The organism is Paracoccus sp. IB05, assembly GCF_016405985.1.
Classification (GTDB): Bacteria; Pseudomonadota; Alphaproteobacteria; order Rhodobacterales; family Rhodobacteraceae; genus Pseudogemmobacter.
This window is the reverse complement of sequence record NZ_JAEFCF010000032.1, coordinates 21172-47725: the sequence shown is the minus strand read 5'-3', so window position 1 is coordinate 47725 and position 26554 is coordinate 21172. Positions and strand designations below refer to the sequence as shown.

At 63.4% G+C, this 26554-nt stretch carries 23 protein-coding genes; 6 read left to right on the top strand and 17 right to left on the bottom strand.

Annotated features, from left to right (window positions below; all coding sequences use genetic code 11):
- From JC607_RS18460 to JC607_RS18445, 4 genes are all read right to left on the bottom strand, one after another.
- Nucleotides 1-669: a haloacid dehalogenase type II gene (locus JC607_RS18460; RefSeq protein ID WP_198838359.1), complete on the bottom strand. Its 669-nt coding sequence runs from the start codon at nt 667-669 to the stop codon at nt 1-3.
- Nucleotides 670-935: 266 nt separating this feature from the next.
- Entirely contained in the window at nt 936-2387 is a 1452-nt protein-coding gene (locus JC607_RS18455) for an NAD-dependent succinate-semialdehyde dehydrogenase (protein WP_198838358.1), read from the bottom strand.
- Nucleotides 2388-3428: a tartrate dehydrogenase gene (locus JC607_RS18450; protein WP_198838357.1), complete on the bottom strand. Its 1041-nt coding sequence runs from the start codon at nt 3426-3428 to the stop codon at nt 2388-2390.
- An 11-nt stretch (nt 3429-3439) separates the two neighbouring features.
- On the bottom strand, nt 3440-4903 hold the full coding sequence (locus tag JC607_RS18445) for an aldehyde dehydrogenase (protein WP_198838356.1): 1464 nt from the start codon (nt 4901-4903) through the stop codon (nt 3440-3442).
- 248 nt (nt 4904-5151) lie between these two features.
- On the opposite strand from JC607_RS18445, the gene argE reads away from it, so the two are divergent.
- Both argE and JC607_RS18435 read left to right on the top strand, forming a co-directional pair.
- The gene (gene argE / locus JC607_RS18440) at nt 5152-6318 is read left to right on the top strand and encodes an acetylornithine deacetylase (RefSeq protein ID WP_198838355.1); all 1167 of its coding nucleotides are present in this window, start codon (nt 5152-5154) and stop codon (nt 6316-6318) included.
- A 183-nt stretch (nt 6319-6501) separates the two neighbouring features.
- A complete protein-coding gene (locus JC607_RS18435; protein WP_198838354.1) occupies nt 6502-6978 on the top strand; it encodes an Lrp/AsnC family transcriptional regulator in 477 nt (158 codons plus the stop codon).
- 31 nt (nt 6979-7009) lie between these two features.
- Here JC607_RS18435 and argH read toward each other — a convergent pair whose 3' ends face one another.
- The 4 genes from argH to JC607_RS18415 form a co-directional block, all read right to left on the bottom strand.
- Nucleotides 7010-8524: an argininosuccinate lyase gene (gene argH / locus JC607_RS18430; protein ID WP_198838353.1), complete on the bottom strand. Its 1515-nt coding sequence runs from the start codon at nt 8522-8524 to the stop codon at nt 7010-7012.
- A 145-nt stretch (nt 8525-8669) separates the two neighbouring features.
- On the bottom strand, nt 8670-9536 hold the full coding sequence (locus JC607_RS18425; protein ID WP_198838352.1) for an N-acetyltransferase: 867 nt from the start codon (nt 9534-9536) through the stop codon (nt 8670-8672).
- A gap of 125 nt (nt 9537-9661) precedes the next feature.
- The gene (locus JC607_RS18420; RefSeq protein WP_370584870.1) at nt 9662-11710 is read right to left on the bottom strand and encodes an FAD-dependent oxidoreductase; all 2049 of its coding nucleotides are present in this window, start codon (nt 11708-11710) and stop codon (nt 9662-9664) included.
- Nucleotides 11711-11826: 116 nt separating this feature from the next.
- Complete coding sequence (locus JC607_RS18415; RefSeq protein WP_198838351.1) at nt 11827-12894, bottom strand: AbrB family transcriptional regulator; 1068 nt, start codon at nt 12892-12894, stop codon at nt 11827-11829.
- A gap of 470 nt (nt 12895-13364) precedes the next feature.
- Here JC607_RS18415 and JC607_RS18410 point away from each other — a divergent pair, with 470 nt between their 5' ends.
- Genes JC607_RS18410 through JC607_RS18400 form a run of 3 tightly spaced genes read left to right on the top strand, consistent with a single transcriptional unit; the run spans nt 13365 to nt 15506 of the window.
- The gene (locus JC607_RS18410; RefSeq protein WP_198838350.1) at nt 13365-14123 is read left to right on the top strand and encodes an ABC transporter substrate-binding protein; all 759 of its coding nucleotides are present in this window, start codon (nt 13365-13367) and stop codon (nt 14121-14123) included.
- 10 nt (nt 14124-14133) lie between these two features.
- Nucleotides 14134-14787, top strand: a complete 654-nt coding sequence (locus tag JC607_RS18405; protein WP_198838349.1) for an amino acid ABC transporter permease — start codon at nt 14134-14136, stop codon at nt 14785-14787.
- Complete coding sequence (locus tag JC607_RS18400; RefSeq protein ID WP_198838348.1) at nt 14784-15506, top strand: amino acid ABC transporter ATP-binding protein; 723 nt, start codon at nt 14784-14786, stop codon at nt 15504-15506. Before JC607_RS18405 ends, JC607_RS18400 begins: the two co-directional genes overlap by 4 nt.
- Before the next feature lie 1125 nt (nt 15507-16631).
- On the opposite strand, the gene JC607_RS18395 is transcribed toward JC607_RS18400, so the two are convergent.
- The 6 genes from JC607_RS18395 to JC607_RS18370 form a co-directional block, all read right to left on the bottom strand.
- On the bottom strand, nt 16632-17795 hold the full coding sequence (locus JC607_RS18395) for an ABC transporter permease (protein ID WP_198838347.1): 1164 nt from the start codon (nt 17793-17795) through the stop codon (nt 16632-16634).
- Nucleotides 17795-18481, bottom strand: a complete 687-nt coding sequence (locus JC607_RS18390) for an ABC transporter ATP-binding protein (protein WP_198838346.1) — start codon at nt 18479-18481, stop codon at nt 17795-17797. The genes JC607_RS18395 and JC607_RS18390 overlap by 1 nt, the downstream gene beginning before the upstream one ends.
- Nucleotides 18474-19739, bottom strand: a complete 1266-nt coding sequence (locus JC607_RS18385) for a hypothetical protein (protein WP_198838345.1) — start codon at nt 19737-19739, stop codon at nt 18474-18476. The genes JC607_RS18390 and JC607_RS18385 overlap by 8 nt, the downstream gene beginning before the upstream one ends.
- Nucleotides 19736-20767: a hypothetical protein gene (locus tag JC607_RS18380; protein WP_198838344.1), complete on the bottom strand. Its 1032-nt coding sequence runs from the start codon at nt 20765-20767 to the stop codon at nt 19736-19738. Before JC607_RS18380 ends, JC607_RS18385 begins: the two co-directional genes overlap by 4 nt.
- Nucleotides 20768-20778: 11 nt before the next feature.
- Complete coding sequence (locus tag JC607_RS18375) at nt 20779-21126, bottom strand: hypothetical protein (protein WP_198838343.1); 348 nt, start codon at nt 21124-21126, stop codon at nt 20779-20781.
- Between the two features lie 249 nt (nt 21127-21375).
- Nucleotides 21376-22464, bottom strand: a complete 1089-nt coding sequence (locus JC607_RS18370; protein ID WP_198838342.1) for a helix-turn-helix transcriptional regulator — start codon at nt 22462-22464, stop codon at nt 21376-21378.
- Between the two features lie 66 nt (nt 22465-22530).
- Here JC607_RS18370 and JC607_RS18365 point away from each other — a divergent pair, with 66 nt between their 5' ends.
- A complete protein-coding gene (locus JC607_RS18365; protein ID WP_198838341.1) occupies nt 22531-22920 on the top strand; it encodes a hypothetical protein in 390 nt (129 codons plus the stop codon).
- 268 nt (nt 22921-23188) lie between these two features.
- Here JC607_RS18365 and JC607_RS18360 read toward each other — a convergent pair whose 3' ends face one another.
- From JC607_RS18360 to dsbD, 3 genes are read right to left on the bottom strand one after another with little or no spacing between them, the layout of a single operon-like run.
- Nucleotides 23189-23887 (bottom strand): L,D-transpeptidase, encoded by a 699-nt coding sequence (locus tag JC607_RS18360; RefSeq protein ID WP_092903266.1) that lies wholly within the window; start codon nt 23885-23887, stop codon nt 23189-23191.
- Nucleotides 23887-24690 carry a TlpA disulfide reductase family protein gene (locus JC607_RS18355; protein WP_198838340.1) on the bottom strand — a complete coding sequence of 268 codons (804 nt, stop codon included), beginning with the start codon at nt 24688-24690 and terminating at the stop codon, nt 23887-23889. Before JC607_RS18355 ends, JC607_RS18360 begins: the two co-directional genes overlap by 1 nt.
- Nucleotides 24690-26513 (bottom strand): protein-disulfide reductase DsbD, encoded by a 1824-nt coding sequence (dsbD, locus tag JC607_RS18350; RefSeq protein ID WP_233093000.1) that lies wholly within the window; start codon nt 26511-26513, stop codon nt 24690-24692. The genes JC607_RS18355 and dsbD overlap by 1 nt, the downstream gene beginning before the upstream one ends.
- Nucleotides 26514-26554: the final 41 nt, after the last annotated feature.

Genomic DNA, 26554 nt, shown 5'->3' with positions numbered 1-26554 from the left:
TCAGTTGATGCCGAAAACGCCCGGCAGGCCGCCGATATCATCGATGACATGCTGGGTGTAGAAGGGGTTCACCGGCTCATAGCCGCGATTGACGAAGACCTTGTTCGGGATGTTCAGGTCATGCGCGGTCTGCAGGTCATAGCGGAACGAGGCCGAGACATGGGTCACATCTTCCGGCCCGCAGCCGAGCTTGTCGAACATCACCTCAAAGCCCTTCATCTGCGGCTTATAGGCGCCGGTTTCCTCGGCGGTGATGACCATATGGAAGGGCGCGCCCAGCTTTTCGACATTCGACATGATCTGGTCGTTCATCGCATTCGACAGGATCACCAGCGGGATTTCTTTCGCGAGTTTGGCAAGACCAGCCGGCACATCGGCATGCGGGCCCCAGGTCGGGACTTCGGCATAGACCTGCTGCGCTGCGGCCTCGGTAAAGGCGATGCCATTCAGTTTGCAGGTGCGCTCCAGCGAGGCATGGACGACGTCGTAATAGGGCTTCCAGGCGCCCAGCACCTCATCAAGGCGGTAGCGCGAGAAGTCGCGGATGAATTTCACCATTGCCTCTTCGGAAAGGTGGTCCCCGTAAAGGCGGCGGGCAGCACCGGCCATGTCGAAATTGATCAAGGTGCCGTGGCAGTCGAAGGTGACGAATTTGGGGCGGGTGGTCATCGGTCTTTTCCCTGTCTGGAGAAGCGGCTGGTGCCAGTGTGTTCTGATGCGATCCTACGGCGGAGATGCAGCGCGCCTTGCCCGTTTGTGCGCCACGCATAGCAGAAAACTCTGTATTGCGCGGGGGGGACGGCAGCATGTTGCGGGGCCGAAACCGGGAAAATTTTCCTTTTCACCAATGAATAAGGGGCAGGTCTGCACCTGCCCCCCGGGATGTTTCTGCGCGCGAGGCCATGATCGGGCCAATGGCGGCATTTTCTGCCGCTTCAGAGCCCGCCCATATGGAAAGCTTTGATTTCCAGATATTCGTCGATCCCCGCGCGCGCACCTTCACGGCCAAGGCCAGACTGTTTGACGCCGCCAAAGGGCGAGACAGTGGTGGAAACCGCGCCGGTGTTCAGCCCGACCATGCCGAATTCCAGCGCCTCGCCCACCCGCCAGGCGCGGCGGATGTTCTCGGTGTAGAAATAGGCGGCAAGGCCGAAGGGGGTGGCGTTCGCCAGGGCAATCGCTTCGTCTTCCGTCTCGAACCGGAACAGCGGCGCGACCGGGCCGAAGGTCTCTTCCGATGCCAGATCCATCTCGGTGGTGGCGCCGGTCAGCACCACGGGCGCGGCATACTGACCCTCTGGCACATCAGCCTTCGCGGCGATTTTCGCGCCTTTCGCCAGGGCATCCGCGACATGGCGGTCGATCTTGTCGATGGCGGCGCGGTTGATCATCGGGCCGATCTCGACGCCTTCGTCAAAGCCGGTGCCGACCTTCATCGCCTGGACTCTTGCCCCGAGCTTTGCGGCGAAAGCGTCATAGACCCCCGCCTGCACGAGGATGCGGTTCGAACAGACGCAGGTCTGGCCGCCATTGCGGAATTTCGAGACGATTGCGCCTTCGACCGCCGAATCGATATCGGCATCATCAAAGACGATGAAGGGCGCATTGCCGCCGAGCTCCAGCGAGAGCCGCTTCACCGTCGGCGCCGATTGCGCCATCAGAAGCGAGCCAATCCGGGTCGATCCGGTGAAGGAGATTTTCCGCACCACCGGGTTAGAGGTCAGCTCTGCGCCGATTTCCGCAGGCATACCGGTGACGATATTGATCACCCCCGCAGGAATACCCGCCCGTTTCGCCAGAACGCCAAGCGCCAGCGCGGAATAGGGCGTGAATTCAGAGGGTTTGATCACAACCGTGCAGCCCGCCGCCAGCGCCGGGCCAACCTTGCGGGTGATCATCGCATTGGGGAAATTCCAGGGCGTGATGATACCCGAGACGCCGACCGGTTCTTTTAGTGTCAGGATGCGGCGGTCGCCGTTGGGCGCGGGGATCACGGTGCCGTCGATCCGCCGCGCCTCTTCGGCGAACCATTTCACAAAGGACGCCCCATAGGCGATCTCGCCTTTGGCCTCGGCCAGCGGTTTGCCCTGTTCCAGCGTCAGAAGGCGCGCGAGGTCGTCGGCATGTTCCTCCATCAGCGCGAACCAGCGTTCCAGAACCGTCGCGCGATGGCCATGCGTCGTGCGTTTCCAGGCCGCAAAAGCGGTGTTCGCCTCATCCACCGCCCGGGCGGTCTCATCTGCCGAGAGGTCAGGGATCCTGCCCATCACCGAGCCGGTTGCCGGGTTCGTCACCTCGACGGTCTTGCCAGAAGCGGCATCGATCCAGTCGCCGCCGATCAGGGCCTGCTGGCGGAAGAGTCCTGCATCTTTCAATCCGAGGGTCATTTACGCCTCCAGCGCGGCGAGAACCGCATTCGTGATCACCTCGGTCTTATCCTGGCCCGGTTTGGTGCCGATGCCTTGCGCGGTCACCGCTTCCATCGCGGTCAGGATGCGGGTGGAGGCTTCAGTCTCGCCCAGATGATCCAGCATCTGCGCTGCTGACCAGATCGCCGCCATCGGATTGGCGATACCGAGATGCGCGATGTCAGGCGCGGAGCCATGCACGGGCTCGAACATCGAAGGCGCCGAGCGGTCGGGGTTGATATTGGCCGAGGCCGCGAAACCGAGACCGCCCTGGATCGCCGCGCCAAGATCGGTCAGGATGTCGCCGAAAAGGTTCGAGGCAACCACCACGTCGAGGCTTTCCGGCGCCATCACCATCCGCGCGCACATGGCGTCGATATGGTAATGGGCGACCTCGACCTCGGGGTATTCCTTTGCCACGAGGTCAGTGATCTCATCCCAGAAGACCATCGAATATTTCTGCGCATTCGATTTGGTGACAGAGGCCAGCTTTTTCCGCCGCTTCATCGCATGGTCAAAGCCGAAGCGGATGATCCGCTCGACACCGGCGCGGGTGAAGACCGAGGTCTCGACCGCCACCTCATCAGGTGTCCCGACATGGACCCGGCCGCCAGCGCCGGAATATTCACCCTCGGTATTCTCGCGGATGCAGAGAATGTCGAAATCGCGGGTCTTCAGCGGACCTTCGACGCCCGGCAGCAGGCGGTGCGGGCGGATATTCGCGTATTGCACGAAAGCCTTGCGGATCGGCAGCAAAAGCCCGTGCAGCGAGACGGAATCCGGCACTTTCGCGGGCCAGCCGACCGCACCAAGGTAAATGGCATCAAACCCGCGCAGGGTCTCGATCCCGTCTTCGGGCATCATCCGGCCATGCTCAACGTAATATTCGCAGGACCAGGGGAAGGTCACCCCTTCCAGCGTTACGCCGCGCGCGGCCTTTTGCGCCACGGCAAATGCGGCTTCGGTCACAGCGGTGCCAATGCCGTCACCGGGGATCAGCGCGATACGATAGGTGGTCATGTCCGTCTCCATCAAAGGTCGATCAGCACGCTTTTTGAGCGGCGGTTGGCGTGATAGGCCTCGCGGCCCAGATCCTTGCCGATGCCGGAGGATTTGTAGCCCCCCGTCGGCAGCACATGGTCGCGCGAGCGGCCGTAGCGGTTGACCCAGATCGTGCCGGCCTCGATGCCACGGGTCATGCGGACCGCGCGCGACAGGTCTTTCGTATAGACCCCCGAACAAAGCCCATAGGTCGGGTGATCGGCCATCTGCAGCGCCTGATCGTCCGAGGCGAAGGTCTGGAAGGTTAGGACCGGGCCGAAGATCTCCTCGGTGACGGCGGGCGAGTTTTGCGTGACCCCGGCCAGTATCGTCGGCTGGTAATAATAGCCCGGGCGATCCATCTGCGCGCCGCCGGTCAGCACCTCGGCGCCCTGGTCTCTGGCGGCACCGATGATGCCATCCATCCGCGCAATCTGGCGCGACGAGATCACGGGCGAGAAATCCCCACCCTCTTCCCAGGTCTTGCCGGGCTTCACTGCGGTGAAATGCGCGATCAGCGCATCGGCGAGGGCAGGGGCGACCGATTCCTCGACGAGCACGCGGCTGCCCGCCACACAGGCCTGGCCCGCGTTGAAGAGGATGCTGCCCGCGATGCAGCGCGCGGCCAAGGCGATGTCGGCATCGGCGAAAACCACCTGCGGCGACTTACCGCCCAGCTCCAGCGTCACGGGCTTGATGCCGGTGCGCGCGACATTGCCCATGATCGCCTGGCCCGCCCCGGTCGATCCGGTGAAACTGACTTTGCCGACGCCTGGATGCCCGGTCAGCGCATTGCCGGTGACCGGCCCATCCCCCAGCACGATATTGATAATCCCCGCCGGAATGCCTGCCTTCACCGCCAGTTCCGCGAGCCGGATCGCCGACCAGGGCGTCAGTTCGGACGGTTTCAGCACCACAGCATTTCCTGCCGCGAGCGCGGGGCCCAGTTTCCACCCCGCCATGGTGATCGGGAAATTCCACGGCGTGATCGCACCGATCACCCCGATCGGCTCATCCATGATCATGCCAAGGGACGCGTCCCGCGTCGGCACCAGCGCGCCGCATTCCTTATCGGCCAGTTCGGCGAAAAAGCGGATCTGTTCGGCGGTGACGCCAATGTCAAAGGGCGGCACCTGGGAAATCAGGCGGGTGGACGATACCGCCTCAAGACGGCCAAGCACGGCAACATCGGCCTCGATCAGATCGGCCCAGGCCTGCATGGCGCGGGTGCGATCCCGCGGGGCGACCGCGCCCCAGCCCGAGGATTTCAGCGCCGCACGGGCATTTTCCACGGCCTGATCCACGATGCCCGCATCGGCCAGCGGGCAAAACCCGGCGCTTTCCCCATCGGACGGGCGCTGCATCGGGATCACCCCTTCCGCCGGGATCAGCCTGCCGCCGATGAAATGGCCAACGGGGAGCGCAAGACTGCCGGGGTCAAAAGAGAGGGTCATGGGATGCCTTTCGTAAATCCGGGCCTGAGGTTCCGTGCGCAGCCTAGCAGAGCCCGGGCCGCAGAATTGCGCCTGGCGCGGGGGGAGGCAGAGTGGATTGTCCCGTTTCGCCTGCCGGTGACGGAATTCTGTGTGGCGGATCGCGGGCGCTGGCGGGGGGAAAGCACAGAATGATGCCGGTGGGGCGCTCTTCGGCAACATGTGCGCCGGGCGCGGTGCGACAAGGGGCGCAGTGATGGAGGACGAAGATGGACGCGATTTCGCAAGAGACGACTGTCGGGGCCGCAGCCACGCGGATCCTCGCGGATCTTGTGGGGATCGCCTCGCTTCCGGGCACACCGAATGCGGAGGTGACGGATTGCCTCGCCTCAGAGCTGGCGCGACCGGGGGTCCGCTTCACCACCATCAAGGGTCCAGAGGGGGATCGCACCAATGTTTTCGCCAGCATCGGCCCCGCTGACCGGCCCGGCTATATCCTTTCGGGTCATTCGGATGTGGTGCCGGTGGCGGGCCAGGACTGGGCGACCGACCCCTTTCGGCTGACCGCGCAGGGCGACCGGCTTTACGGGCGCGGCACCACCGACATGAAGGGCTTTGTCGCCTGTATGCTGGCGCTGGTGCCGGAATTCCTCGCGATGGATCTGGCCCGCCCGGTGCATATCGCGGTGTCTTATGATGAAGAGATCGGCTGTCGCGGCGTGGGCCATATGATTGCGGCACTGCCGGGTCTTTGCGGCCCGCCCATGGGCTGTATCGTGGGCGAGCCGAGCGACCTGCATCCGGTGCTGTCGCATAAGGGGAAACTGGCCGCAGCGGTGCAATTCACGGGAAGGCCCGGCCATTCCTCCGACCCGCGCCTCGGGCTGAACGCGATTTATCCGGCGGCAGAACTGACTTTGGTCCTGCGCGACCTCGCCGCGCAGCTGGAGGTCGAGGGGCCGTTCGATCCACAATTCTCGCCCGCCTGGTCAACGCTCCAGGCCGGGGTGATCCAGGGTGGGCAGGCGGTCAATATCATCCCCGCACTTGCCCGGCTGGAGTTTGAGGTCCGCACCATTCCAGGTGTCAGCCCGGTTGATATCGCCGCGCTTGTCCGCGCCGCAGCGGAACGCATCGCTGCGGATCAGCGTCTCGGCCTGGCCTGGGAGGAGCTGTCCTCATATCCCGCCTTGCCGCCGCCCGAAGATCCGGGCCTTGCCAGCCTGCTGTCACGCCTTTCCGGGCGGGCGGTGCAGCAATCGGTCAGCTACGGCACCGAGGCGGGGCTTTTCCATGCGGCGGGGGTTCCTTCGGTGATTTGCGGCCCCGGCTCGATCACCCGGGCGCATCGGGCAGATGAATTCATCACAAAGAGCGAACTGGGTGATTGCCTCAGCCTGTTGCGCCGCACGGTTTCAGAGCTTTGCTGCGGCTGACGCCAGAACCGGCATTTTCTGCCGTATGAAATGACGACGCCAGGGCAGAAAAACCTCTGAATATTCTGCGAAACGGGATGTATTTTCCGCGTGTCGCACAGGTGTCATATTGTCATGGCGGCATGATATGCTAAGGAAGGGCAGCCTGCTGCGGTAACCCATATGACAATCTAAGGTGTGCCGGTGAAACTGGACCGTATCGACATTCGTATTCTGCACGAGCTGCAAAAGAACGGCCGCATCAGCAATGTCGAGCTGGCCGAGATGGTGCATCTTTCGCCCAGCCCCTGTCTGATGCGGGTGAAAAAGCTGCAACAGGCGGGCTATATCACCGGCTATGCGGCACAGATCAATATCGCGAAACTGGGGCCGACCCTGACGGTTTTCACCGAGGTGACACTGAAAAACCACCGCCAGATCGACTTTGCCCGCTTTCAGCAGGCGCTGGAAAAGATCGAGGAGGTGGTCGAATGCCATCTGGTTTCGGGCGGCTATGACTACCTGATCAAATTCGTCACTGCCGGGATCTCGGATTACCAGGAGATCATGGAGAAGCTGATCGACAGCGATGTCGGCATCGACAAATATTTCAGCTTTGTCGTGATCAAGACGCCCTTTGCGAAATCGCATCTGCCGCTGAAAACGCTGTTCGATTTCTGATCGGTGGGGGTTACCCCCCACCAATCCGTGGTCAGGCCAGCAGCGCGTCGATCGCAGCCTCCAGCCGGACCTCTGATGCTTTGACCCGGCCTTCGGCCTCGGCCAGCCAGCCCGCATCCTGAACCAGCTGATCCTCATGCGCGACCAGGGCTTCCTCGACACGGGGCCTGGCCGGGCCACCGGGCAGCAGCTGGCGCGAGATCGAGCGCAGCGGGTCCATCGCATCCGAGATCACCGCCTGCGAGAGGCCAAGCCCCTTGCCCTGATGTTCCACCGCCGCGCGGTCAACCAGCGCCGTGGTCAGCGCCTCGGGGGCGACACCTTCGTCAATCGCAAGGCGCACGGTGATGCCGGTGATCTGATGCGCCGCGCGCCAGGGGATGCCCGCCTCGCGCACCAGCGCCGAGGCGAGGTCGGTCGCCGTTGCCCAATGCCGGGTCGAGGCCGCCGCCATCCGGTCGCTATGGACGGTCAGGTCGCGCACGACTGCCGTCATCAGCCGCAATGCGCCGTTCATCTCGTCATAATTGCGCCAGGCGTCCGACATGGTGCGCACCCAGTCAAAGACCGGCACATTCGAGGGGTTCTTATGCACCATCAGCGTGCCCATCAGGAAGCCAGTCGCGGTCGCCACCACGCCTTTCAGGCATTCCAGCGCATTGGGGTTCTTCTTTTGCGGCATGATCGAACTGGTGCCACAGAAGCCGTCCGCCGTTTCCACCCAGCCGAATTCCGGCGCCGACCAGAGCATCAGATCCTCGGCAAAGCGGTTGAAATTGCCCGCAAGGATGACCATCACCGATTGCGCCTCGATCTCGATATCGCGGCCCCAGACAGCATCACGGGTGTTGAGCGCCAGGCCGTCAAAGCCGAGAAGATTGCCGACCCTTTCGCGGTTCAGCGCGAATTCCGATCCGTTCAGGATCGCGGCGCCTGCCGGGCTGAGGTTCAGGCGGCGGTAGAATTGCGCAATCCGCTCGGCATCGCGGTCAAAGGCGCTGGCCCAGGACAGGAGGTAATGCGCGAAACTCTCGGGCTGCGCGTGTTGCAGATGGGTGCAGCCCGGCATCACCGTGTCGATATGGGCCGCCGCCAGATCCAGCACCGCGCGGCGCAACGCGTTCAGATGTGCAGTGACCCGCAAGAGTTTCTCGCGCAACGCGAAGCGAAACGAGACCGTCAGCAAATCGCCTGAGCTGCGCCCCAGATGCATTTTGCCCGCCACCTCGCGGCCAAGCCGCGCGGTCAGGATCGCCTCGCCCGAATGCATATGTTCAGCGGTGGCGGCGCGGGTCTCGATCTCATCGCCCTCTTCAACGCGGCGCAGTTCCGCCAGCATCAAAGCCGCATCGCCGCGGGGGATCAGGCCTTCCTCGGCCAGCATCAGGATATGCGCCTTGTCGAAAGCATGAAATGCCGCCAGCTGCGGGCGCATCCTGGCATATTGTCCCAGCACACTCTCATCCGGCCCGGGCAGGCAGACATCGGCCAGCTCGGGGCGGACATCTTCGGAAAGGCGGATTTTACCTGCGCGATAGACCGACATGACGGGCTTCCTTTGCCTTGGACGGGTGCTTTGAGGCCAAGGATAGTCAGGGCGGCCCGGCAAAACCCTCTGAATACCGGGGGCAGAAAGCATCCTGTGCCAGCAGCACGCCCGCCTTGAGGCATTTCTGCCGTGGGGCCTGGTCTCAGCCGATGCCCTGGTTGATCAGGCCGAAAATCCGTTGCGGCCCCGTGCCGCGCCGGTCTTCGCCGCGCGCCATCGAAATGACGGTATCGACCAGTTTCAACCCGCTCGCTTGCAGGTAATCGCGGAACGGGCCTTCGGATTGCCGGGTATCAACCCGCACGAAACCGCCCGCATTGGCCAGGATATGCGGCGCGGTCAGCGCAATCGCGTCCTCTTCGTTCAGCGCGACAATCGGGCCGATGATCTGGCCGCGCCCGAACTGGCGGCTCAGCGCATAGCCGGTGATCTCGCCATCCCGTTCGATCACGGTGCCGGTCGAGATCGGGAACAACAGATCCAGCACCTGGTCGCGCGAGACCGGATAGGCGGCGGCGTCGATCGCGCGCAGGCGCGGCAGGTCCCCGGCGCGCATCGCGCGCGCGCCGGGGACCCGGGCTACGGTTTCCGGAACCACGGCCTGGAACTGGAACACGGTGCGCCCGGCGCGGAAGCCATGCGAGATATAGACCGGATAGGCCTCGGGCGTGGCGCTGACCACCAGATCGCGCCCGCCCGAGCGGTCGAGCATCTGTTCGACCAGCCAGTGATCGGTGCCATGTTCGATCAGCCGCGGCGCGATGATCACCATGCCAAGGGCCGCGAAATCATCGGTGATCGGGTAAAGCATGGCCGAGCCCGCCACCCGCCCGATCTCGTCTGCGGCAAAGACGCCATCGCCGAGCTGCAGCGCAAAAGCCCAGTCCTCGGGCCGGTGCATCCAGCCCGCGCCGACCGAGAGCTGATGCAGCCTTGGAATATCCGCCACAGTCATCGGCAGGATGCTGAGGGAAAAGGACTCGATCTTTTTCTGGCTCTTGACCGTCATGGATTCAACGGATTCCTGTAAAATTGCAAAGCCAGCATATACCGGGACATACGGATTTTTCTGTCTCATCGCACTTCTGTTTCAGCATGATGCGCGTCCGTCCTGTCCCGTGACAGGGGTTTTGATCACAAGAGACGGCAAAGCCGGAAACTCTCGAGGATCGTCGCATAAATGTCGCGGCTGGCCACGGCATCGCCGATCCGGTGCAACTCGAACCCCTCGCGCAGCGGTGCAGGGGCCGGGCTGCGGCCCAGCACAAAGGCCTGATCGGTCACGCCATCATTGCCCGATGCCGCGCGCAATTCGTGATACAGCATGTCCATCGGCAGGCTGCCATGTTCGACGATCACCTGATCGGCCTCGCGGGTGGTTTCCCTGCCGGTCATCTCGTTTCGGAAGGTCGCGACCAGCCGCCCGCTCGCGCGCTCAACACGGATCAGGCGGTGGTCGGTCAGGACCGGGATTTCCTCCTGGTGAAAGCGTTTGCGGATGCCGCTGCGATCCGTGTAGCTCATCTCGATCGCCAGCGCGTCATCGGGGGTGACCAGCGAAAGGCGATGCCCGGCTTCGGCAAGCTTCAGCGCGGTTGTCGGCGCCGCCTGGCGCCCGGTGCCGTCATAGACCAGAACCTCGCCACGCCCCGGCACCATATGGCCCAGAATGTCCCAGCTGCTCTGACACAGATCGCCGCCGTCGAGCCAGTCGAGATCCGGCAGGCCTCCGGTCGCTATAATGACAATTTCCGGCGCCAGCTCCATCACCTCTGCGCCTTCGGCAAAGCAGTTGTAGCGGATATCGACGCCAAGCCGCGCCAGTTCCGCCAGCCGCCAGTCGATCAGCCCGATCAGATTACCGCGCTGCGGTGCGGCCGCCGCCAGCAGCACCTGGCCGCCGGCCTCGCCTGCGGCCTCGAGCAGGGTCACGCTATGGCCACGCTCGGCCAGGACGCGCGCGGCCTCAAGCCCCGCCGGGCCAGCCCCGATCACCACCGCGCGGTGCGGCTGCACTGCCCGGGTCAGATCATGCGGCAGGCTACCTTCGCGCCCGGACGAGGGGTTATGGATGCAATTCACCTTTTTATAGAGGCAATAGGCGGCACCTATACAGGGGCGGATATGGTCTTCCTCGCCCCTGATCAGCTTTTGCACCAGATCCGGGTCGGCGATATGGGCGCGGGTCATGCCCACGAGATCAACGATGCCAGAGCCGATCACATGCCGCGCCGTGGCCACATCGCGGATCGCGGCGGCATGGATCAGCGGCAGCGTCACCTCGCGCCTGAAGGCCGCGACATTGTCGAGGAAGGGGGCGTCTTTCTGGTAAAGACCGGGCATATTGGTCTCGGCCAGCAAAAGGTCGCTGTCCATCAGACCATAGATGCAGTTGAAGAAATCGATATGGCCCTCAGCCTCGAAAAGCCGCGCGATTTCAGCGCATTCCTCGGGGTAGAGGCCATCTTCACACCCCTCGTCGATCACGAAGCGCAAGCCGATGGGCATGGCGTCACCGACCGCCTTGCGGATCGCTTCATGCACCATCAGGCCAAAGCGGGCGCGATTGGCGGTCGACCCGCCAAATTCATCCGTGCGCCGGTTCACCCGTGGCGACATGAACTGCCCGATCAGATGCGCGCCCGAAAGCGTCTCGATCCCGTCAAAGCCCGCATCGAGACAGCGCCGGGCCGAGGCGGCATATTCCCCGATCACCCGGTCGATATCGGCGCGGTCCATTTCCTTTGGGAAGCTGCGGGTTCTGACCTCGCGCATCCTGGAGGGCGCAATCGCGGGCAGCCAGTTCGCCCCAAGCGCCGTCGCCCGCCGCCCCAGATGCGAGACCTGGGCCATGATCTTTGCGCCATGCGCCTGGACCCGGCCAGCCAGCGCCGCCAGATGCGGGATCACCCGGTCATCCGACAGATCGACCTGGCCGCCGCCCCAGCTACTATCCGGCGAGGTCATCGCCGAGCCGCCGATCATCGTCATCGCCAGACCGCCGCGCGCCTTGCGCTCATGATAGGCCTGATAGCGTTCCAGCGGCAGGCCGCCATCATCGAGCATCGAGGCATGGCTGGTCGATATGATCCGGTTCTTCAGCTCCAGCCCCTTCAGGCGGAAGGGTTGCAGCAAAGGGTCTGAGGTGGCGGAAAGCTTGGGGGCGGAAAGGCCTGGCGGCACGGGGCTGGTCCTTGATGCTGTGGCTGGCAGGGGCGTGACCCGACCAGACTGCACACCGCTTTCAGGAAATTTGTCGCCGAAGCCCGGGTCTCTCACAGAATTTGCTGCTGCGGCGTTCAGCGGGTCTTGCGGCTGAGAAAGCTGGCAAGGGCAGGGCCGAACAGGGCCACCGCGAACAGCCGCACGGTCTGGAAGGTCATGATGAAAGACACATCCGCCCCCGCGCCGATCGCCAGCAGCGCAAGGGAATCGATGCTGCCCGGCACAGTGGCAAGAATGCCTGTCAGCGGGCTGACATTCGCGACCCAGGCCAGCAGCAGACCGGATGCCGCGCAAAGCAGGATCAAAAGCCCGCTGGCCAGCGTCAGCCCCGGCAGCGCGCGCAACGCCATCCGCAGCAAAGCCGGGGTGAACCGCAGCCCGACGCCCGCCCCGATCCCGAGAAAAGCCAGCGCGACCATCCAGCCCGGAGCCGCGATCCGGACCCCGCTGACAGCCAGCACCGAGGTCAGCACCAGCGGGACCAGCGTTGCCGCCGCAGGCAAAAACCGCAGCCAGCGGGCCGCCGCCACGCCACTTGCCACAAGCGCCGCGATCAGCAGCAGGTCTCGCGCCTGATCGTGGAAATCCGCGCCGCCGCCTTTGGTCCAGGGGGTGGGCGCGATGGCCGGGCCTGACAGCAGCGCCGTCAGCACCACCATCGCCAGAATGACATTCACAAGCCGAAGGATCTGGATCAGGGCGATCATCCGGCTGTCGATGCCCCGGGTTTCGGCGGCTTCGATCACCGCGCCCAGCAGGCCGGGCAGAAAGCCCCAGATCGTCAGGTCGCGCGCAATTCCGGTGCGCTTTGCGGCGAAAAGCCCGGTCAGAGCGGCGGCGGCAAAGGTCAGGGTCACGAAGACCAGGATCAGGGGCCAGAGGCTGACCGCCTGTGCCAGCATCCCCGGATCCATCGCGGCCGCGATCAGACAGCCTACCATCGCATGGGCCATGGTGACGGCCAGCTGTGGCAGGCGGATATCGCTGCCCCTGAGCGCAAGGATCGCCGCAATGATCAGCGGCCCCAGCATCGCCGCCGCCGGCATCCCCGGCAGCGCAAGCAGTTTCGCCAGCGAAAGGCCAAGCGTGCAAAGCAGAATCCAGTCAAGGATCCGGCGCGGTCCGGTTCGGGAAAGCGGCATGACGGGGGCTGATCCTGGTGTGGCCGGGGACATGACAGCCCGGGCGGTTCATGGCGTCAGGCTGCGCCCTTTTGGAACACAGGTGATGCCGATGCGAAAGATGTCACGGCATAATCTGCTCAAAGCTGGCATCGCAGATGGATTTCGCACGGATTCGCAACTGGCTGGCTGTGATGCGGGGGCGATCCGGTTCGGGCTGCGGGTGCAGGAACAGAAGAAATCGCCGCAACTCAGGTGATCTCAGCAGAAAATGCCAGAGAACCGCATCGTTACGGCACGTCAGCGCCCGGGCATTCCGATCTGCTTTAGCCCTGGCAAAGCCGTAACGCGATTATGCCTGCTCTCCGGTCTGCCGGAGGCGGTGATTGCAGCTCGTGACACAAGATTTTGCGAGCGCGGTGATGCGGCGCCGGGATGCGCCAGCACGACAGGGGGGCCAGAGGCCCGATAAACAACGATAAGGACAGACCATGAAAATCAGACATTTCCTGACCGTCGCCGCGCTGAGCCTGACCGCGGGCCTCGCCCCCGCATTTGTTGCAGCCGAGACGATCAAAGTCGGCTCGACGCCGACCGGCGTGCCCTTCACCTTCCTTGATGTCGAAAAGAACGAGATTACCGGCATGATGGTCGATGTGGTCGATGCCATCGGCAAACATGCGGGTTTCGAGGCTGACGTGCAGTCGACCGACTGGGCCTCGCTGATCCCGGCACTGAATTCGGGCCGTATCGACATGATCGCCGCCGCGATGTCGATCACCGATGAGCGTAAGGAAGTCGTCAATTTCTCGGACCCGGTCTTCCCCTATGCCGAGGGTCTTGTGGTGCGCGCCGATGACGCCACCGTCTACAGCCAGTCGCTGACCGAGACCGCCGGCAAGGTGATCGGCGTGCAGCAGGGCACCAGCTTCCACAAGGCACTGGAGGCGATGGAAGGCATCGGCGAGATCAAGGTCTATGAAAACATCGCCGATATCATGCGCGATGTGGAACTGGGCCGGATCGTGGCCGGTGTCGCAGACCAGCCGATCATGGCCTATCAGATCGGCCAGGGCAAATTCCCCGATCTGAAAATGGCCGAGGGCTACGAGCCGCAGATCTCGCTGCCGCTTGGGCTGGCCATCTCGAAAGACAATCCCGAGCTGCTGGAGCGGGTGAACAAGGGTCTCGCCACCATCCGCGAAAATGGTGAGCTGGATGCGCTTGCCATCAAATGGAACCTGAACTGAGCCCGGCCCGATGGAAAAATTCTTTACGGATGCGCAGGTTTACCTGCCCATCCTTCTTCAGGGCGCGCTGACCACGGTCGGCCTTGCGGTGGCGGCACTGGTGATCGCCACCCTCTTCGGCCTCGTGCTGGCGCTGATGCGCTATTCCGGCAATCCGATCCTCTCGTTCCTGTCGCGCAGCTTTATCAATATCGTGCGCGGCATCCCGGTTCTGGTGCAGCTGTTCTATATCTATTTCGTGCTGCCGGAATTCGGCATCGATCTGACCGCCTTCCAGGCGGGCGCGATTGGCCTTGGCATCGCCTATTCCTGCTATATGGCGGAAAACTTCCGCGCCGGGCTTGAGGCGGTCGACAAGGGTCAGCTCGAGGCCGCGCAGTCGATTGGCATGGGCTGGGGCCAGATGATGCGCCGGGTGATCCTGCCCCAGGCGGTGCGCACCGTGTTGCCGCCCTATGGCAATACGATGATCATGCTGTTGAAAGACACATCCCAGGCCTCGGTGATCACGGTGGCCGAGATGACGTTCCAGGGCAAGATCCTCGCGGCGTCCACCTTCCAGAACATGACGGTCTACACGCTGGTGGCCGGTCTCTATCTCTGCCTCAGCGTGCCGCTTTTGCTGCTGGCCTGGTGGCTTGAAAAAAGGTTCGGCAAGAAATGATCACGATCCGCGATCTGCATAAGCGCTTTGGCGATCTGGAAGTGCTGAAAGGCATCGACACCACAGTCGGCAAAGGAGAGGTGGTCTGCCTGATCGGCGCCTCTGGTTCGGGGAAGTCGACGCTTTTGCGCTGCGTGAACGGGCTGGAAACCTATGAGGGCGGCGAGATCACCTTTGCCGGTGAAAAGGTCGATGCCCGCAGCCCGGCGATCCGGGCGCTGCGCACGCGTGTCACCATGGTGTTCCAGCGGTTCAACCTTTTCCCGCACCGCACCGCGCTGGAGAATGTCACCGAAGGACCGATCCATGTGAAGCGCGAGCCGGTGGCTGCGGCCCGTGACCATGGCATGGCGCTGCTGGAGCGGATGGGGCTGGCCGCCAAGGCCGGAGCCTATCCGGACCAGTTGTCCGGGGGCCAGCAACAGCGCGTGGCGATTGCCCGGGCGCTGGCGATGCGGCCCGAGGCGATCCTCTTCGACGAGCCGACCTCGGCGCTGGATCCCGAACTGGTGGGCGAGGTGCTGGGTGCCATGCGTTCGCTGGCGGATGACGGGATGACGATGCTGGTCGTGACCCATGAAATGGGCTTTGCCCGCGAGGTCGCGGACCGGGTTCTGTTCATGCATGACGGCCGCATTCTGGAAGAAGGCACGCCCGAAGCGGTTCTCGGCAATCCACGCGAAAGCCGCACCCGCGATTTCCTCAGCCGGATTCTGTGAACCGCTGCGCCTGCTAGAAGGCGCAGTGGCACCTTTACGGACTTTAGGATAACTGAGCCACAGGGGTGCGATAAGGCCCAATTGCACAGCGTCTACTCTCTCTGCTAGCGCTTGCGCCTGAATCAGTAACGTAGATAATGTTCCGTCTTGGCCTCCGTCCAGCAGAAGCTACTGAAAGATATTCGACCTGCTCAGAGATTTATTATCTCGGTCCAAGTGTGCAACATTATTGGATATAATATAGATGTGACGGGCGCGGCGGATATTTTGCTCATGTATAGAGTAAAGCGCCGATTTTGGAAGTGCTCCGACATGGCCCGTGCCCGGAGATCTTCTCAGCTCGCGCCAGGTCTTCCGGCCTTAGCCGCGCTGGATCCGAGCGCGCGCTGTGAGGAACCGGATGCATCCCGTGGCGCTTTGGCTGGCGGATCCGCTTATGGCTCGGGCGACTTTTCGGCTGGGGGGCGCGGCATGGATTGTGGCCTGTGCGTCTGCCTGGGGCAGGGGGGCGGTTGTGGTCATTGATCTTCGTGTCGATCCGGCCCGCCGCGCAGATGCACTGACGACAGAGGACGAACTGGCGGCGCAGGCAGGGCCTGAGGTCAGTGACGGCGCGGCGCGGCGACTGTTCGAAGGGCTGACGTCACCCGGTCTTACTCCTCCCGGCTTAGCACCATAGAACGAGGCAATTTCGGCCCCGCCTTCATGTCTTCGACCGTCTGAGGTTTTCGTCACGTCGCCACAGTCCTAGGTTTAATACCCGCTTCGCGGCTCAGTGCCGCAGTCAAAGCTTCCATTCGGCTCGTGTTGCTGCTCGGAAAGCGTGCGTGGTCGTGGCGCTGCCGTGACGAACTTGTCCCATAGGGCATCCTTCCATTCCAAAGAAAGGATCGCGCCAGCAAACCATGGGATCAAACACATGGGGTGCGGCGAGCGGATGCCCTATATGTCTCGGCTTGGGACCTTCGAGTGGTCCTCTGCAGATGCAGTATTGCTGCCCAGCTTACCTCGAAATCCTCTCCGATGGCGTGGGGACTTCACGTCGCCCGCACAGGCTGCCTGCTGTCGCTTCGTGTACGAACTGCGCATGGCCGTTCTCATCGCAGGACGCCAAAGCAGCGTCAGTCAGCCGCCGCGCAGCACGATGGCAGGGTCAATTCGGGCGGCGACAATGGCGGGGATCAGACCCGCCGTGACGCCTGCCGCCAGAAACATGGCTGCAAGCTGGATAAGGCCGACAGGAGACAGAACCGCCTGTGCCGCAGGGTCCAGCAATCCGGCCCCCTGCATCTGCGCCAGAAGATAAAGGCCGAGATATTTGCCGCCGATCATACCTGTCAGCAGACCACCAAGAACCAGGGCTGCGATCTCGATCTGAACATGGCCGATGATCTGCCATTGCGTCGCCCCTATCGCGCGGCGAATGGCGATTTCCCTACGTTGCTCCGAGACCGAGAACATGAAGGTTGTGGCAATGGCGAAAGCACAAAGGCCCAATGCGATGCCGCCGATTGCTGCTGCTACGAAATTGTAGATTGCCAGAATACCCGCCGCGCGTTCGGCGTGATGCTGGCTGGACCAGATTTCCACCGCCTCGGCCTCCAGCCAGGGGGCCAGGCCCGCGCGCAGATCCGCCTCGTTCAAAACGGCCGTATCCGCCTGCAGATAGCTGCTCCAGAGAATGGTCTCCTCCGCCATGACCCGGTCACGCGCCGCCAGCCGCAGAACGGCCCGGTCGAGCGTCCAGAAAGGCGGGCGGATCTCACCGTCAAAGACTCCGGCAAGCCTGCACCGCATGGTGCCAAAATGCAGCCATTCGGGCAGCGGCCCCATTAGCTGATCAGCAAGGCGGCGGCCAATCAGGCAGCTTCCCGGCTCTGGCGTGCGATCGGGGCTGAGGCTCAGCCTGTAGGCCAAAGGGAAATGCAGATCGCTTGTCAGGATTTCCACCATGCCGGCAGCGGGCAGTTCGGCAATCGGGGCAAATTGCCGCGAATAGGGCGAGACCGAGATCCCGGCCCCGGCAAAGGCGGCCTTCAGCGCGTCCTCCGTCCAAGGGGCGAGATGGTCCGCGTCCGTGTGGCCCCGGCTGACCTTCTGTGCCGAGAGCATCGGAAAAGTCAGCACCGCCTCATGATAGAGGCTGGCGCGAATGCGGGCCTCGAAGCCTTCGGTCGCGGCAGATGTGATGATGCGATTGGCAAGAATGACCGCGAAACAGGCCGAGACGAGGCAATAGATCAGCAGCCTGCGCAGGATCACGCGGCGAAAGGGGCGTCGGACCTTCATCAGGCGACCTCATGCAGCCGACCGTCCCGCAGCACGAGAACGCGGTCGAAATGGCGGCTGTACTCGTGGTTATGTGTCACCATCACGAGGCTGCGCGGGCTGTCCTGCCCTCGCCCAAGGATCATCTGCAGTATTTCGTGGCCTGTCTGGGGGTCGAGGCTGCCGGTCGGCTCATCCGCCAGGATTAGGCGGGGCGCATGGATTGTGGCGCGCGCAAAGGCCACGCGTTGCTTTTCGCCCCCCGAAAGCGCGCTGGCGGGCACCGCAGCAAGATGGGTGAGGCCAACGGCTGCCAGCCGTTCCGCCGCACGCTGATGAGCGGCCTCAGCCCGGATGCCGTCAAGCCGCAGAGGCATGGCGATATTGGCAAGAGCTGTCAGCCCTTCGATCAGAGCATAATCCTGGAAGATAAACCCCAGCTGCTGACGGCGCAGCCTGGCACGAACCCGGTCTGCTGCCCCCGCCGGATCAATGCCGAAAAGGCGCACCCGCCCGGCATCCGGGCGCCGGAAACCGCTGATCACCTCCAGAAGCGTGGTCTTTCCCGAACCGCTTTCCCCAAGGATGCAAAGCCGTTCGGCGGACGCGACCGTCAGATCGGCATGGTCCAGCACCATCCGGCGGTCCTGGCCGCCATGATGCACCACAACCCGCTCAAGATGCAGGGGCAGCGGGACCTCACTCATTGGCCGCCGCTCCGCCAGGCCCGCCTGGCTGCCGCTCGGCAGGCATACACAAAAGGGCAAGCCCGACTTCCAGATGCTCCTGCGTCAGCCTGGCGCGACGCTTTTCCAAATCGTAAAGCCTGGCGGAAAGATCGGCGGCGCATCCGGTCTCTGCCCTGGCCGAAGGCGTCAACCCGGCCTGCACCACATGGGCCTCGGCCAGGGCCAGGGTCAGCTCGGCATGGGCCAGCATAAAGACCGCTCTGCTTTCACGGGCCGCGATCAGCGCATTGGCGACTGCGATCCGTGCCCGCTGCACCTGACGGTCACCCTTGCCCTGATCAATCAGCGGCACCATCAGATTGAGCAAAAGTTCCAGCTGGGCCGGGCTGTCCGGCCCAAGCTGATTGGGCACGATGCCGGAAAGCGCGATCCAGCGATCAATGCGGGCGGCGTCCAGCCCGTCTTTGGCAATCCGGTGCAAAACCGCATTGCGTGCCTCCAGCGCCGAACCTGCATAGCATTGCTCTGCCGTCCGGGCGCGCGAGGGCTCCGGGTGTAAAGTCGCGATCCGCAGATCCGGACGAAAGGGCGCGCCGCCTGTGCCATGGGCAAGATTGGCGCGGCTGGCCTCATACATGGTCCGGCGCGCGGCATGGGCGGATTTGCGGCGTTGCAGCGCGGTCTCCCCAGCCGCAACCTCGTCGCGCGGCAGGGTGCCAAGCGCCAGCTCACCCCGCATGTCCTTTATGCGACAGCTCTCGGCATCAAGGGTCAGGCCCGCCTCTTCAAGCGCCAGCCCGGTGTCAAGAGTATCTGCCAGCTGGTCAAGCAGCTGCTTTTCGGCGCTTTGCCGGGCAAGCGCGCTTTCCTGTGCAACCAGAATGGCGAATATTTCGGGCGTATTCCGGAACAGGACATAAATCGCCCGGATGAAATCCCATTCGATAACAAAGGCATGATTGCGCCCTCTGACCGAGAAACCGCCGCTTTCATCCCATTGGGCCCTGCCCTGAACCATGACGCTGAGGCGCGGCAATGCGCCCCGGCGCAGTTGATCCAGATCCAGCAAAAGCTCTGCCTCGCGCAGTCGGGCTTCGTGAAAGGCCGGACCGTAACGGCGGGCGTGATCGCCAAAGGCCAGGCCTTCGGCAGGCGCATCCTGCGCAAGATCCAGGCTGACCTGGTCGATCAGTGCTTCCGCCCGGTCGTAATCGGGTGCAGCACATCCTGCGCCAAATGCCACTGCAAGCCAGAGAAGGCGGGAACGCAGAGTCATGGTGCGGCCTCTGTGCCGATTTCGAACAGGCAGCTTGCCGATTGCGGTTCGCTCGCGAGAGCTGTCGGATCGAAGCGAATCTCAACCTCATGCGTGCTGCCATCGGGCAGAGGGCTGCGAAGGGCCGATATGTGCGTGACCTGCCCCGTCAGGACACCAGCCTCCAGCGCGAGGCGGGCGGTGACGCGGCGATCGGTGAAAAGCGACAGATCGCGCAGATGCACCGGAACTTTCGCGCGGAACATGCCGGGACGGGCAAGGCTGATCACATGTTCGCCGCGCCGCACCGCGACAAGGGCACCAGTGGTCAGCGCGGGTGCCACAAAGCTGACCGCACCAGCGGCTTCGCTGCGCAGCGAAAGTGTCCCAATATGGTCCTGAAGCACCTTTCTTTCACTGGCGAGGGCCGCCCTTTCCTGCTGCAATTCGGTCAGTCTGAGGGCATGTTCTGCCTCCAGCAGGGCAAGCGCAGGGGCGGTCTGCGCGGCAAGATCGTCAACTTCTGCAAGCTGATCTTCGGCAAGCTCCAGCGAGAGGCGGTCGAGCCTGCCTTCGCGATGGCGGGTCGCGGCAAGCGCCGCCGCCTCGCGCGCGCGGGCGAGTTTGCGCGCAACGGCGCGGGCCTCGGTCGCGTGACGGGCCAGGGCAGCGGCATGGGCGGCCGTTGCAAGGCGCTGTCGGTCCGCAAGACCAAGAGCGCGCAGATCCAGCATTTCCAGCTGCGTGCGTTCATTTTCAGCGCGGAAGGTCAGAAGAACGGCCTCCGGCAGGACCCGGTCTGAAACCGAAAGCCCGGTCGAAGCAAATCCATCGCGCAGGGCAATCAGCGGTGTCTCTTCGGCCCAGTCCAGAAAGCAGGTCCTGAATGTAGCAGGTTCAACCGCAGCCCCCGATGGGGGCGCGGGCGTCAAAGACACAGCAGCCCGGACCTCCGGTGCGACACTGGCGGGGCCATTACCAAGTCCTGCTGCGACGGCACCGGTCAGCGCCATCGCAGCAATACCTGCGGGTATGTAGAAACGCAGCACGTCAGGTTGCGTCAGGGTGCACAGCCGATCTGCTGCACCATGCTGCGTGCCAGCCCCGCCGACCGTGCGTGGTTGTCGTAAAGCTGTTCCAGTGTCGATGCTGCAGTGCCGGCCCGCGCGTTTTCGACATAGACCTGGTAATAGGATTCTGCGGCCTGGCAGCTGGTGCGGGTCTGCACATTCTGGCAATTCGATGGGCAGGTATAGGCGCGCGGCCGAACCGTAGCACTGCCGCTGCCCGTGCCGGTGCCGCCAGTGCCGCCAGTGCCGCCGTTGCTGCTGTCAGAGCTGCCGCTGTCATAGCAACCCGCAAGCACAAGAACTGCGGCGAGGGTCAGGCTGAGCTTCAGAATTTTCAAGGTATTACTCCCGTTTTTATCAGGCCGGGCAGGAAGATTGCGTACCTGATCTGCCCATCCTGAACCATGTGATCAGGGGAGGCGTAGCACCGGGCGGCAGAGGCGGGCTGCACCCATATGGGTGAAGACCCCGCCCGACAGCAGAGAAAGCTCGCATGGCGCAGGGATCGCTCCCCCATACGGGTGAGGCGATGCCGGGCTGCATAGGGCAAGGCTTTCTAGAGATTTGATGGGGGAATTTGCGTGATGTCAGTCCGGATCGGGGCCCGTAAGACCGATGGCCATACGGATAAGCTGGGGCTGGCCATTCGCGCCGGTCTTCGAGAAGACAGATTTCAGCTGGCTGCGCACCGTCTCGACCGAAAGCGAGGCTGCGGTTGCGATTTCAGCCGGCCGCTGCCCGTCAAGGATGGCGGTGAGAACCCTTGTCTCGGCAGGGGTCAGGCCATAGCGCCGGGCAAATTCAAGCGCCGGTGCCGCGGTCCGCGCCAGAACCGGGGTGAATACAGCAGCCACTGTCTGGCCGCTGAAGGCAATGCCCCCCTCGTTCTGGCCAACTGGCATCAGGGTGATCCCCAAACCGCCATCCTGCAGAGTGACAGGCAGCACGGCCCGCGGGCCACGCAGCATTTGTTGCAGCGCGCTCTGGATATCGGGATTGCGGAACCGCAGCGTCGCATTTGGCCCAAGGCTCGCTGCGCGGCCATCTGCCATGTATTGTTCGGCGGCGGGGCTGACATGGCTTGCCCGTCCCACCGGATCGACCAGCACAAAACCGACCCCGCCCGCTTCGCTCAGCCAGCCGGTGAGCTCAGCGCCGATGCCGGAATAATGGTTGCGCCGGTAAAACTCCGAAGCGCGACGCAGATGCGGGGCAAGGCGGCTCAGAAGCCCGGCACGCGCGGCATTGCGTTCCTCATCCACGTCTCCGCTGAGGGTGGAAAGCAGCAGGAAACGGCTCTCTGTGCGCTCGATGGTCACGCCGACACCGGTCTCCTGGTCAAAGCGGCGCAGGAAGTCGTTGTAATATTCGGTACGGTGGAATCTGTCGCGTGCGACCAGTTGCTCGCCAACGATTGCTGTGCCGACAGGGGTGCGCCCGACCTGCCACATCCAGGGGTTCAAGGCCCCGTAATGGCTGAGATAATCGCGTTGCGCGACATCCGGGATGCCCGACTGAAGGGTGACGGCGCCTCTGCCGCTCTGGCTGTCATGAAAGAAAAGCGTGGCGCATTCCACATCCGCCAGTACCGCAAGACAACCGATGAACTCCTCCCAACGGGTCTCTTGCAACAGAGAGGCATAGATCAGGGGAACAAGCTTGTCGGCAGCATCCATGGGCGGCGACAATCCCTTCTTTGACTGGCTCTGGTTGAAATGAAAATCACACTTAAAGGAAGAAAGATGAAACTTCAGACTGTACTTGCTGCCTTAATACTGACCGCGCTGGCGGGCTGTGTCGATGGTTTTGACGAGAATGGCGGCTATCTTACCCATTCAGACCACCGGCTGAGCCGGGCTGAGACGGCGCAGGTCCAGTCTCGGATGAACAGCTATCTGAAGCAACCCGTCCATCTGTCCGGCCTGCAGGCGACCTATCGAATGAGCGATGGCGTGGTACCGGTCTGTGGCTATGTCACGGATGGCCGGGCTCCGCCGGCTCTCTTTGGCGGCGTGCTGGGAGCCGGTCAGGGAGGGGCTTTCGTGCTTCATAATATACCGGGCAAAGGGCAGGATCCGGCACGGATCGCGTCGGTCCGCGCCTTTTGCAACGCCCATCACATCGCGATCTGAGCCGATCGTGCAAATGCCTCACAGATAACCGCAGAAACCGATGTCTGAACGTGTCAGACATCGGGGCAATGTTTCGGGCAATATGGCATGAGCATAAGAGCTCTGTTGCCTGCTTCCTTGTGTTTAAAAACGATGTTCAGACCGAAGCAGGCCCAGTGCGTTCAATCGCACCCTCAAATCCTGGGATCAGACACGCGAGATCGCTCGGGCAGATATATCCGAACGATCCTTCGCCATCTTCGATTCAGGTCTTCCCAAGTCGCATTTCTTACACTCCCTGCGCGGGAGAAGTCGTGCCTTTGCCGCTTTCCTCCTCGGTCAGGACGACAACGCGCGCGCCGGACCGGACGAGCGTTTCCAGTTCGATCACATCCTGATGGAACATGCGGATACAACCGGCCGAGGTCGCATTTCCGATTGACCCCATGTCGGTCGTGCCATGGATCCGGTAATAGGTATCGCGATTGCCCTTGTGCAGATATAGCGCTCTCGCCCCCAGAGGATTCATCAGGCCGCCCTCCATGCCGCCACTCAGATGGGCATATTGTTCGGGGAACTCGCGGATCATGTTCTGCGTGGGGATCCAGCTGGGCCAGTCCCGCGAATAGGGAATATGGGCGGTTCCGGAAAATGCACGTCCCTGATCCCCGACTGCAACAGCATAGCGGATCGCCCGGTTTCCCGGCTGGACATAATAGAGAAACCGCTGCCAGGGATCGACAATGATGGTGCCTGGCTTTTCATCCGTCCAGTAATCCACTTCGCGCCGGATATTGCGGTCGCTCAGATATCGGGAGGGAACGGCGGGCACTTCGAACCCGCCATCCTGCAGACCGGCATAATGGGCGGCAACCTCCGGGGGCAGTTCGGGTTGCGGCGGCGCAACCGGCTCTGGTGCAGTGGCACAGGCCGCAAGCAGGCCCAATGCGCCCGCCGCCATCAGCATTCGACAAAATCGGTTCAGCATCAGTTCGTATCCCTGAGAAAGGCGATACCGGCCAGCAATTGCGCGCGAGAGATTTCCCCCAAATGCGCGGCTTGCAGCCGACCATCGACATCAATGAACAAGGTGGCGGGCAACCCCATGGAGCCGAAATGCCGCATCATCTGCGAGCCGGGATCCATTACCGGCGCGATGACAATGCCCGACTGCGCCAGATAGGTGCGGACAGTTTCGGCGCCTTCGCCCTGGTTGATGAAATGCAGGTCGACCCCCGTTTCCTGCGCCGCAATCTCTGCCATCATCGGCATTTCACGCCGGCAGGGCGGGCACCAGGTGGCCCAGAGATTGATGACCATCGGCCGCCCCTGCCAGCTTGCAGGCAGGATCGGATCACCCGACAGTGCGGACAGCAGGACGTCTTTCGGCAAGGCCACATCCGGCCCGCGCGCCAGCTGATGCACGACATTCAAGGCCGCAAATGCGATGACCACGCTGCCCGCAACCGGCAAGACAAGATTAGCCTGCCGCCGGAGATACCAGACCGTCACCATGGCAAAGCCCGCAATCCCCCATAGCGGGCTGAAGCCGCCCTGCCAGAAGGCAAAGATGCTCAGCGGCTCGGCCAGATAGACAGAGGCATGTTGCGCAACAAAACCCAGCCTTGCGGTGAGCGCCGCGCCGATGCTGGCCGCGCTGGCCCAAAGGCTGATGGCGGGCCCGGTCTTGCGGGCGATCAGGCCTGTCACCAGCAAAAGAACCAGCACTCCGGCAATGACCGGCGCGCGCTCGGCCGAAAGGGCGAGCGGCCCGAATGAAATCCCGCCCATCAGTCCGCAGCCTGGACCAGAGCTGCCGAGGCCCGGATGTCTTCGGCCCCGATGGTGCCGATCAGGCGGCTGTCTGCGGCTTCGCGGCTATGGCGGTCGAGGAAGATCATGGTGGGCGGCCCGGCGGCCCCGATCATCTGCGTCAGCTCCCGCGCATCGGCACCGGTCTCGCTGACATCCGCCTTGACGAGAAGAAAATCGCCAAGCGCGGTGGTGACGCCCGGATCGGGCATGACGTTGCGCTCGATCCTCTTGCAGGTCACGCACCAGTCAGCGGTCAGATAGACCATTGCCGGGCGATCCGCAGCGGCCAGCGCGTGGCTCAGCCCGACTGTGGTTGTGACCTCGGCAAATGTCATATCCGGACCCGCAGCCCGGGCAGACCCGGTCGCGACCGAGAGCGGGGCCAGCGGGCGCAGCGGGTCCGTGCCACCGAGCGCCGCGCCGAGGCCCAGAACTGCCGCGGCAAACAGGGTGACAACGCCGCCGGTGCGCAGCAGACGGTTCGCAGGTACTGCCCCGGATTCTGGCCGGTCGAGCACGCCCAGAAATACCGCGACCCCGGCCAGCAGCACGGCCCAGAGCAGAAGGATCGCCGGGCCAGGCATCAGCCGTTCCAGCAGCCAGATCGCCATGCCAAGGAAGACCACCCCGAAAATGCGCCGCATCGCCTCCATCCAAACGCCGGCTTTCGGCAGGATCTTCGCGCCGAACGTGCCTGCAAGGAACAAAGGCACGCCCTGGCCGAGGCCCAGCATGAACAGCGCTGCCGCGCCCAGGGTCACATCGCCGGTCTGGGCGATATAGATGAAGGCACCGGCCAGCGGCGCCGTGACACAGGGCCCGACGATCAGCGCCGATGTGAAACCAAGCGCCGCCGCGCCGCCAAGCGAGCCGCGCCGCCCTGCTCCGCCCGAAAGCCGGGCCGTCAGCCCCGCCGGAAGCCGGAGGTCGAACAGGCCAAAGCTCGACAGGGCCAGCGCCAGAAACAGCGCCACCACCGCGCCGATCGCCCAGGGCGATTGCAGCAGGATCTGCAAATTCTGGCCGGACCAGCCGGCCACCGCACCCAAAAGCGCGAAGGCGGTGGCCATTGCCAGAACATAGGCCCCGGATAAAGCCGCGCCGCGCGCGGGTGTCAGGGTCTCGCCCTGTCGCGCCAGCATGCCCGCAAGGATCGGCACCATGGGAAAGACGCAGGGTGTCAGCGCCAGCATCAGGCCAAAGCCGAAGAATGCCAGCAGCACCAGCGCGGCGCCGCCTTGTCCGGCCAGGCTGGCCAGAAGACCTTTATCTTCGGCCAGATGCAGACCGCTGCCGCCGGCGGGTGTGGCAGCCACGGCGCTTTCAGCCGGCGGGGCCGCGCCCGACCAGTCGGCCAGCATCAGCGTGCTGGTCACAGGCGCATAGCAGATCCCGTCTTCCTGACAGCCCTGCCAGGTGATACGCACCTCGCCCCCCGCTTGCGACAGAACCGCCGTGGCGGCGTTGTAATAGACCTCCACCGCGCCGAAATTCGGATCTTCCTTCAGCTTGCCGGCATGGGTTTCGATATCAAGCGCCGTGCCATCCACCGTTTCCGCCTTAATGTGCTCACGATAGAGGTAATATCCCTCTTCGATCTGCCAGCCGATCTCGCTCCGGCCCTCCGCGCTGTCCAGAAGCTCGATCCGGAAGGCGATTTCCGGGTCCAGCGGCTGGGTGCTGCGGGTGGGAAAGCTGAATTGTTGCGCGAGGACCGATCCGGCCACAAACAGCCAAAGCAGGGGGATCAGGACCAGAAGGCGGATTATACGGGGGGAGGAGTTGAGGCTTTGCATCATGAGGCCCCAGTTCCCGGGGCGGGCTTAACCAAAACTTAAGC

What these genes read in the sequence shown, in the direction of transcription:
- argE (WP_198838355.1), top strand. Translation starts at nt 5,152, where the DNA reads ATGGACGCGATTTCGCAAGAGACGACTGTCGGGGCCGCAGCCACGCGG.
- JC607_RS18400 (WP_198838348.1), top strand. Translation starts at nt 14,784, where the DNA reads ATGATCACGATCCGCGATCTGCATAAGCGCTTTGGCGATCTGGAAGTG.
- argH (WP_198838353.1), bottom strand. Translation starts at nt 8,524, where the DNA reads ATGTCGGTCTATCGCGCAGGTAAAATCCGCCTTTCCGAAGATGTCCGC.
- JC607_RS18395 (WP_198838347.1), bottom strand. Translation starts at nt 17,795, where the DNA reads ATGAAGGTCCGACGCCCCTTTCGCCGCGTGATCCTGCGCAGGCTGCTG.
- JC607_RS18365 (WP_198838341.1), top strand. Translation starts at nt 22,531, where the DNA reads ATGAAACTTCAGACTGTACTTGCTGCCTTAATACTGACCGCGCTGGCG.
- JC607_RS18425 (WP_198838352.1), bottom strand. Translation starts at nt 9,536, where the DNA reads ATGACGGTCAAGAGCCAGAAAAAGATCGAGTCCTTTTCCCTCAGCATC.
- JC607_RS18445 (WP_198838356.1), bottom strand. Translation starts at nt 4,903, where the DNA reads ATGACCCTCTCTTTTGACCCCGGCAGTCTTGCGCTCCCCGTTGGCCAT.
- JC607_RS18450 (WP_198838357.1), bottom strand. Translation starts at nt 3,428, where the DNA reads ATGACCACCTATCGTATCGCGCTGATCCCCGGTGACGGCATTGGCACC.
- JC607_RS18370 (WP_198838342.1), bottom strand. Translation starts at nt 22,464, where the DNA reads ATGGATGCTGCCGACAAGCTTGTTCCCCTGATCTATGCCTCTCTGTTG.
- JC607_RS18460 (WP_198838359.1), bottom strand. Translation starts at nt 669, where the DNA reads ATGACCACCCGCCCCAAATTCGTCACCTTCGACTGCCACGGCACCTTG.
- JC607_RS18360 (WP_092903266.1), bottom strand. Translation starts at nt 23,887, where the DNA reads ATGCTGAACCGATTTTGTCGAATGCTGATGGCGGCGGGCGCATTGGGC.
- dsbD (WP_233093000.1), bottom strand. Translation starts at nt 26,513, where the DNA reads ATGATGCAAAGCCTCAACTCCTCCCCCCGTATAATCCGCCTTCTGGTC.
- JC607_RS18385 (WP_198838345.1), bottom strand. Translation starts at nt 19,739, where the DNA reads ATGACTCTGCGTTCCCGCCTTCTCTGGCTTGCAGTGGCATTTGGCGCA.
- JC607_RS18410 (WP_198838350.1), top strand. Translation starts at nt 13,365, where the DNA reads ATGAAAATCAGACATTTCCTGACCGTCGCCGCGCTGAGCCTGACCGCG.
- JC607_RS18390 (WP_198838346.1), bottom strand. Translation starts at nt 18,481, where the DNA reads ATGAGTGAGGTCCCGCTGCCCCTGCATCTTGAGCGGGTTGTGGTGCAT.
- JC607_RS18455 (WP_198838358.1), bottom strand. Translation starts at nt 2,387, where the DNA reads ATGACCCTCGGATTGAAAGATGCAGGACTCTTCCGCCAGCAGGCCCTG.
- JC607_RS18355 (WP_198838340.1), bottom strand. Translation starts at nt 24,690, where the DNA reads ATGGGCGGGATTTCATTCGGGCCGCTCGCCCTTTCGGCCGAGCGCGCG.
- JC607_RS18415 (WP_198838351.1), bottom strand. Translation starts at nt 12,894, where the DNA reads ATGCCGCTTTCCCGAACCGGACCGCGCCGGATCCTTGACTGGATTCTG.
- JC607_RS18405 (WP_198838349.1), top strand. Translation starts at nt 14,134, where the DNA reads ATGGAAAAATTCTTTACGGATGCGCAGGTTTACCTGCCCATCCTTCTT.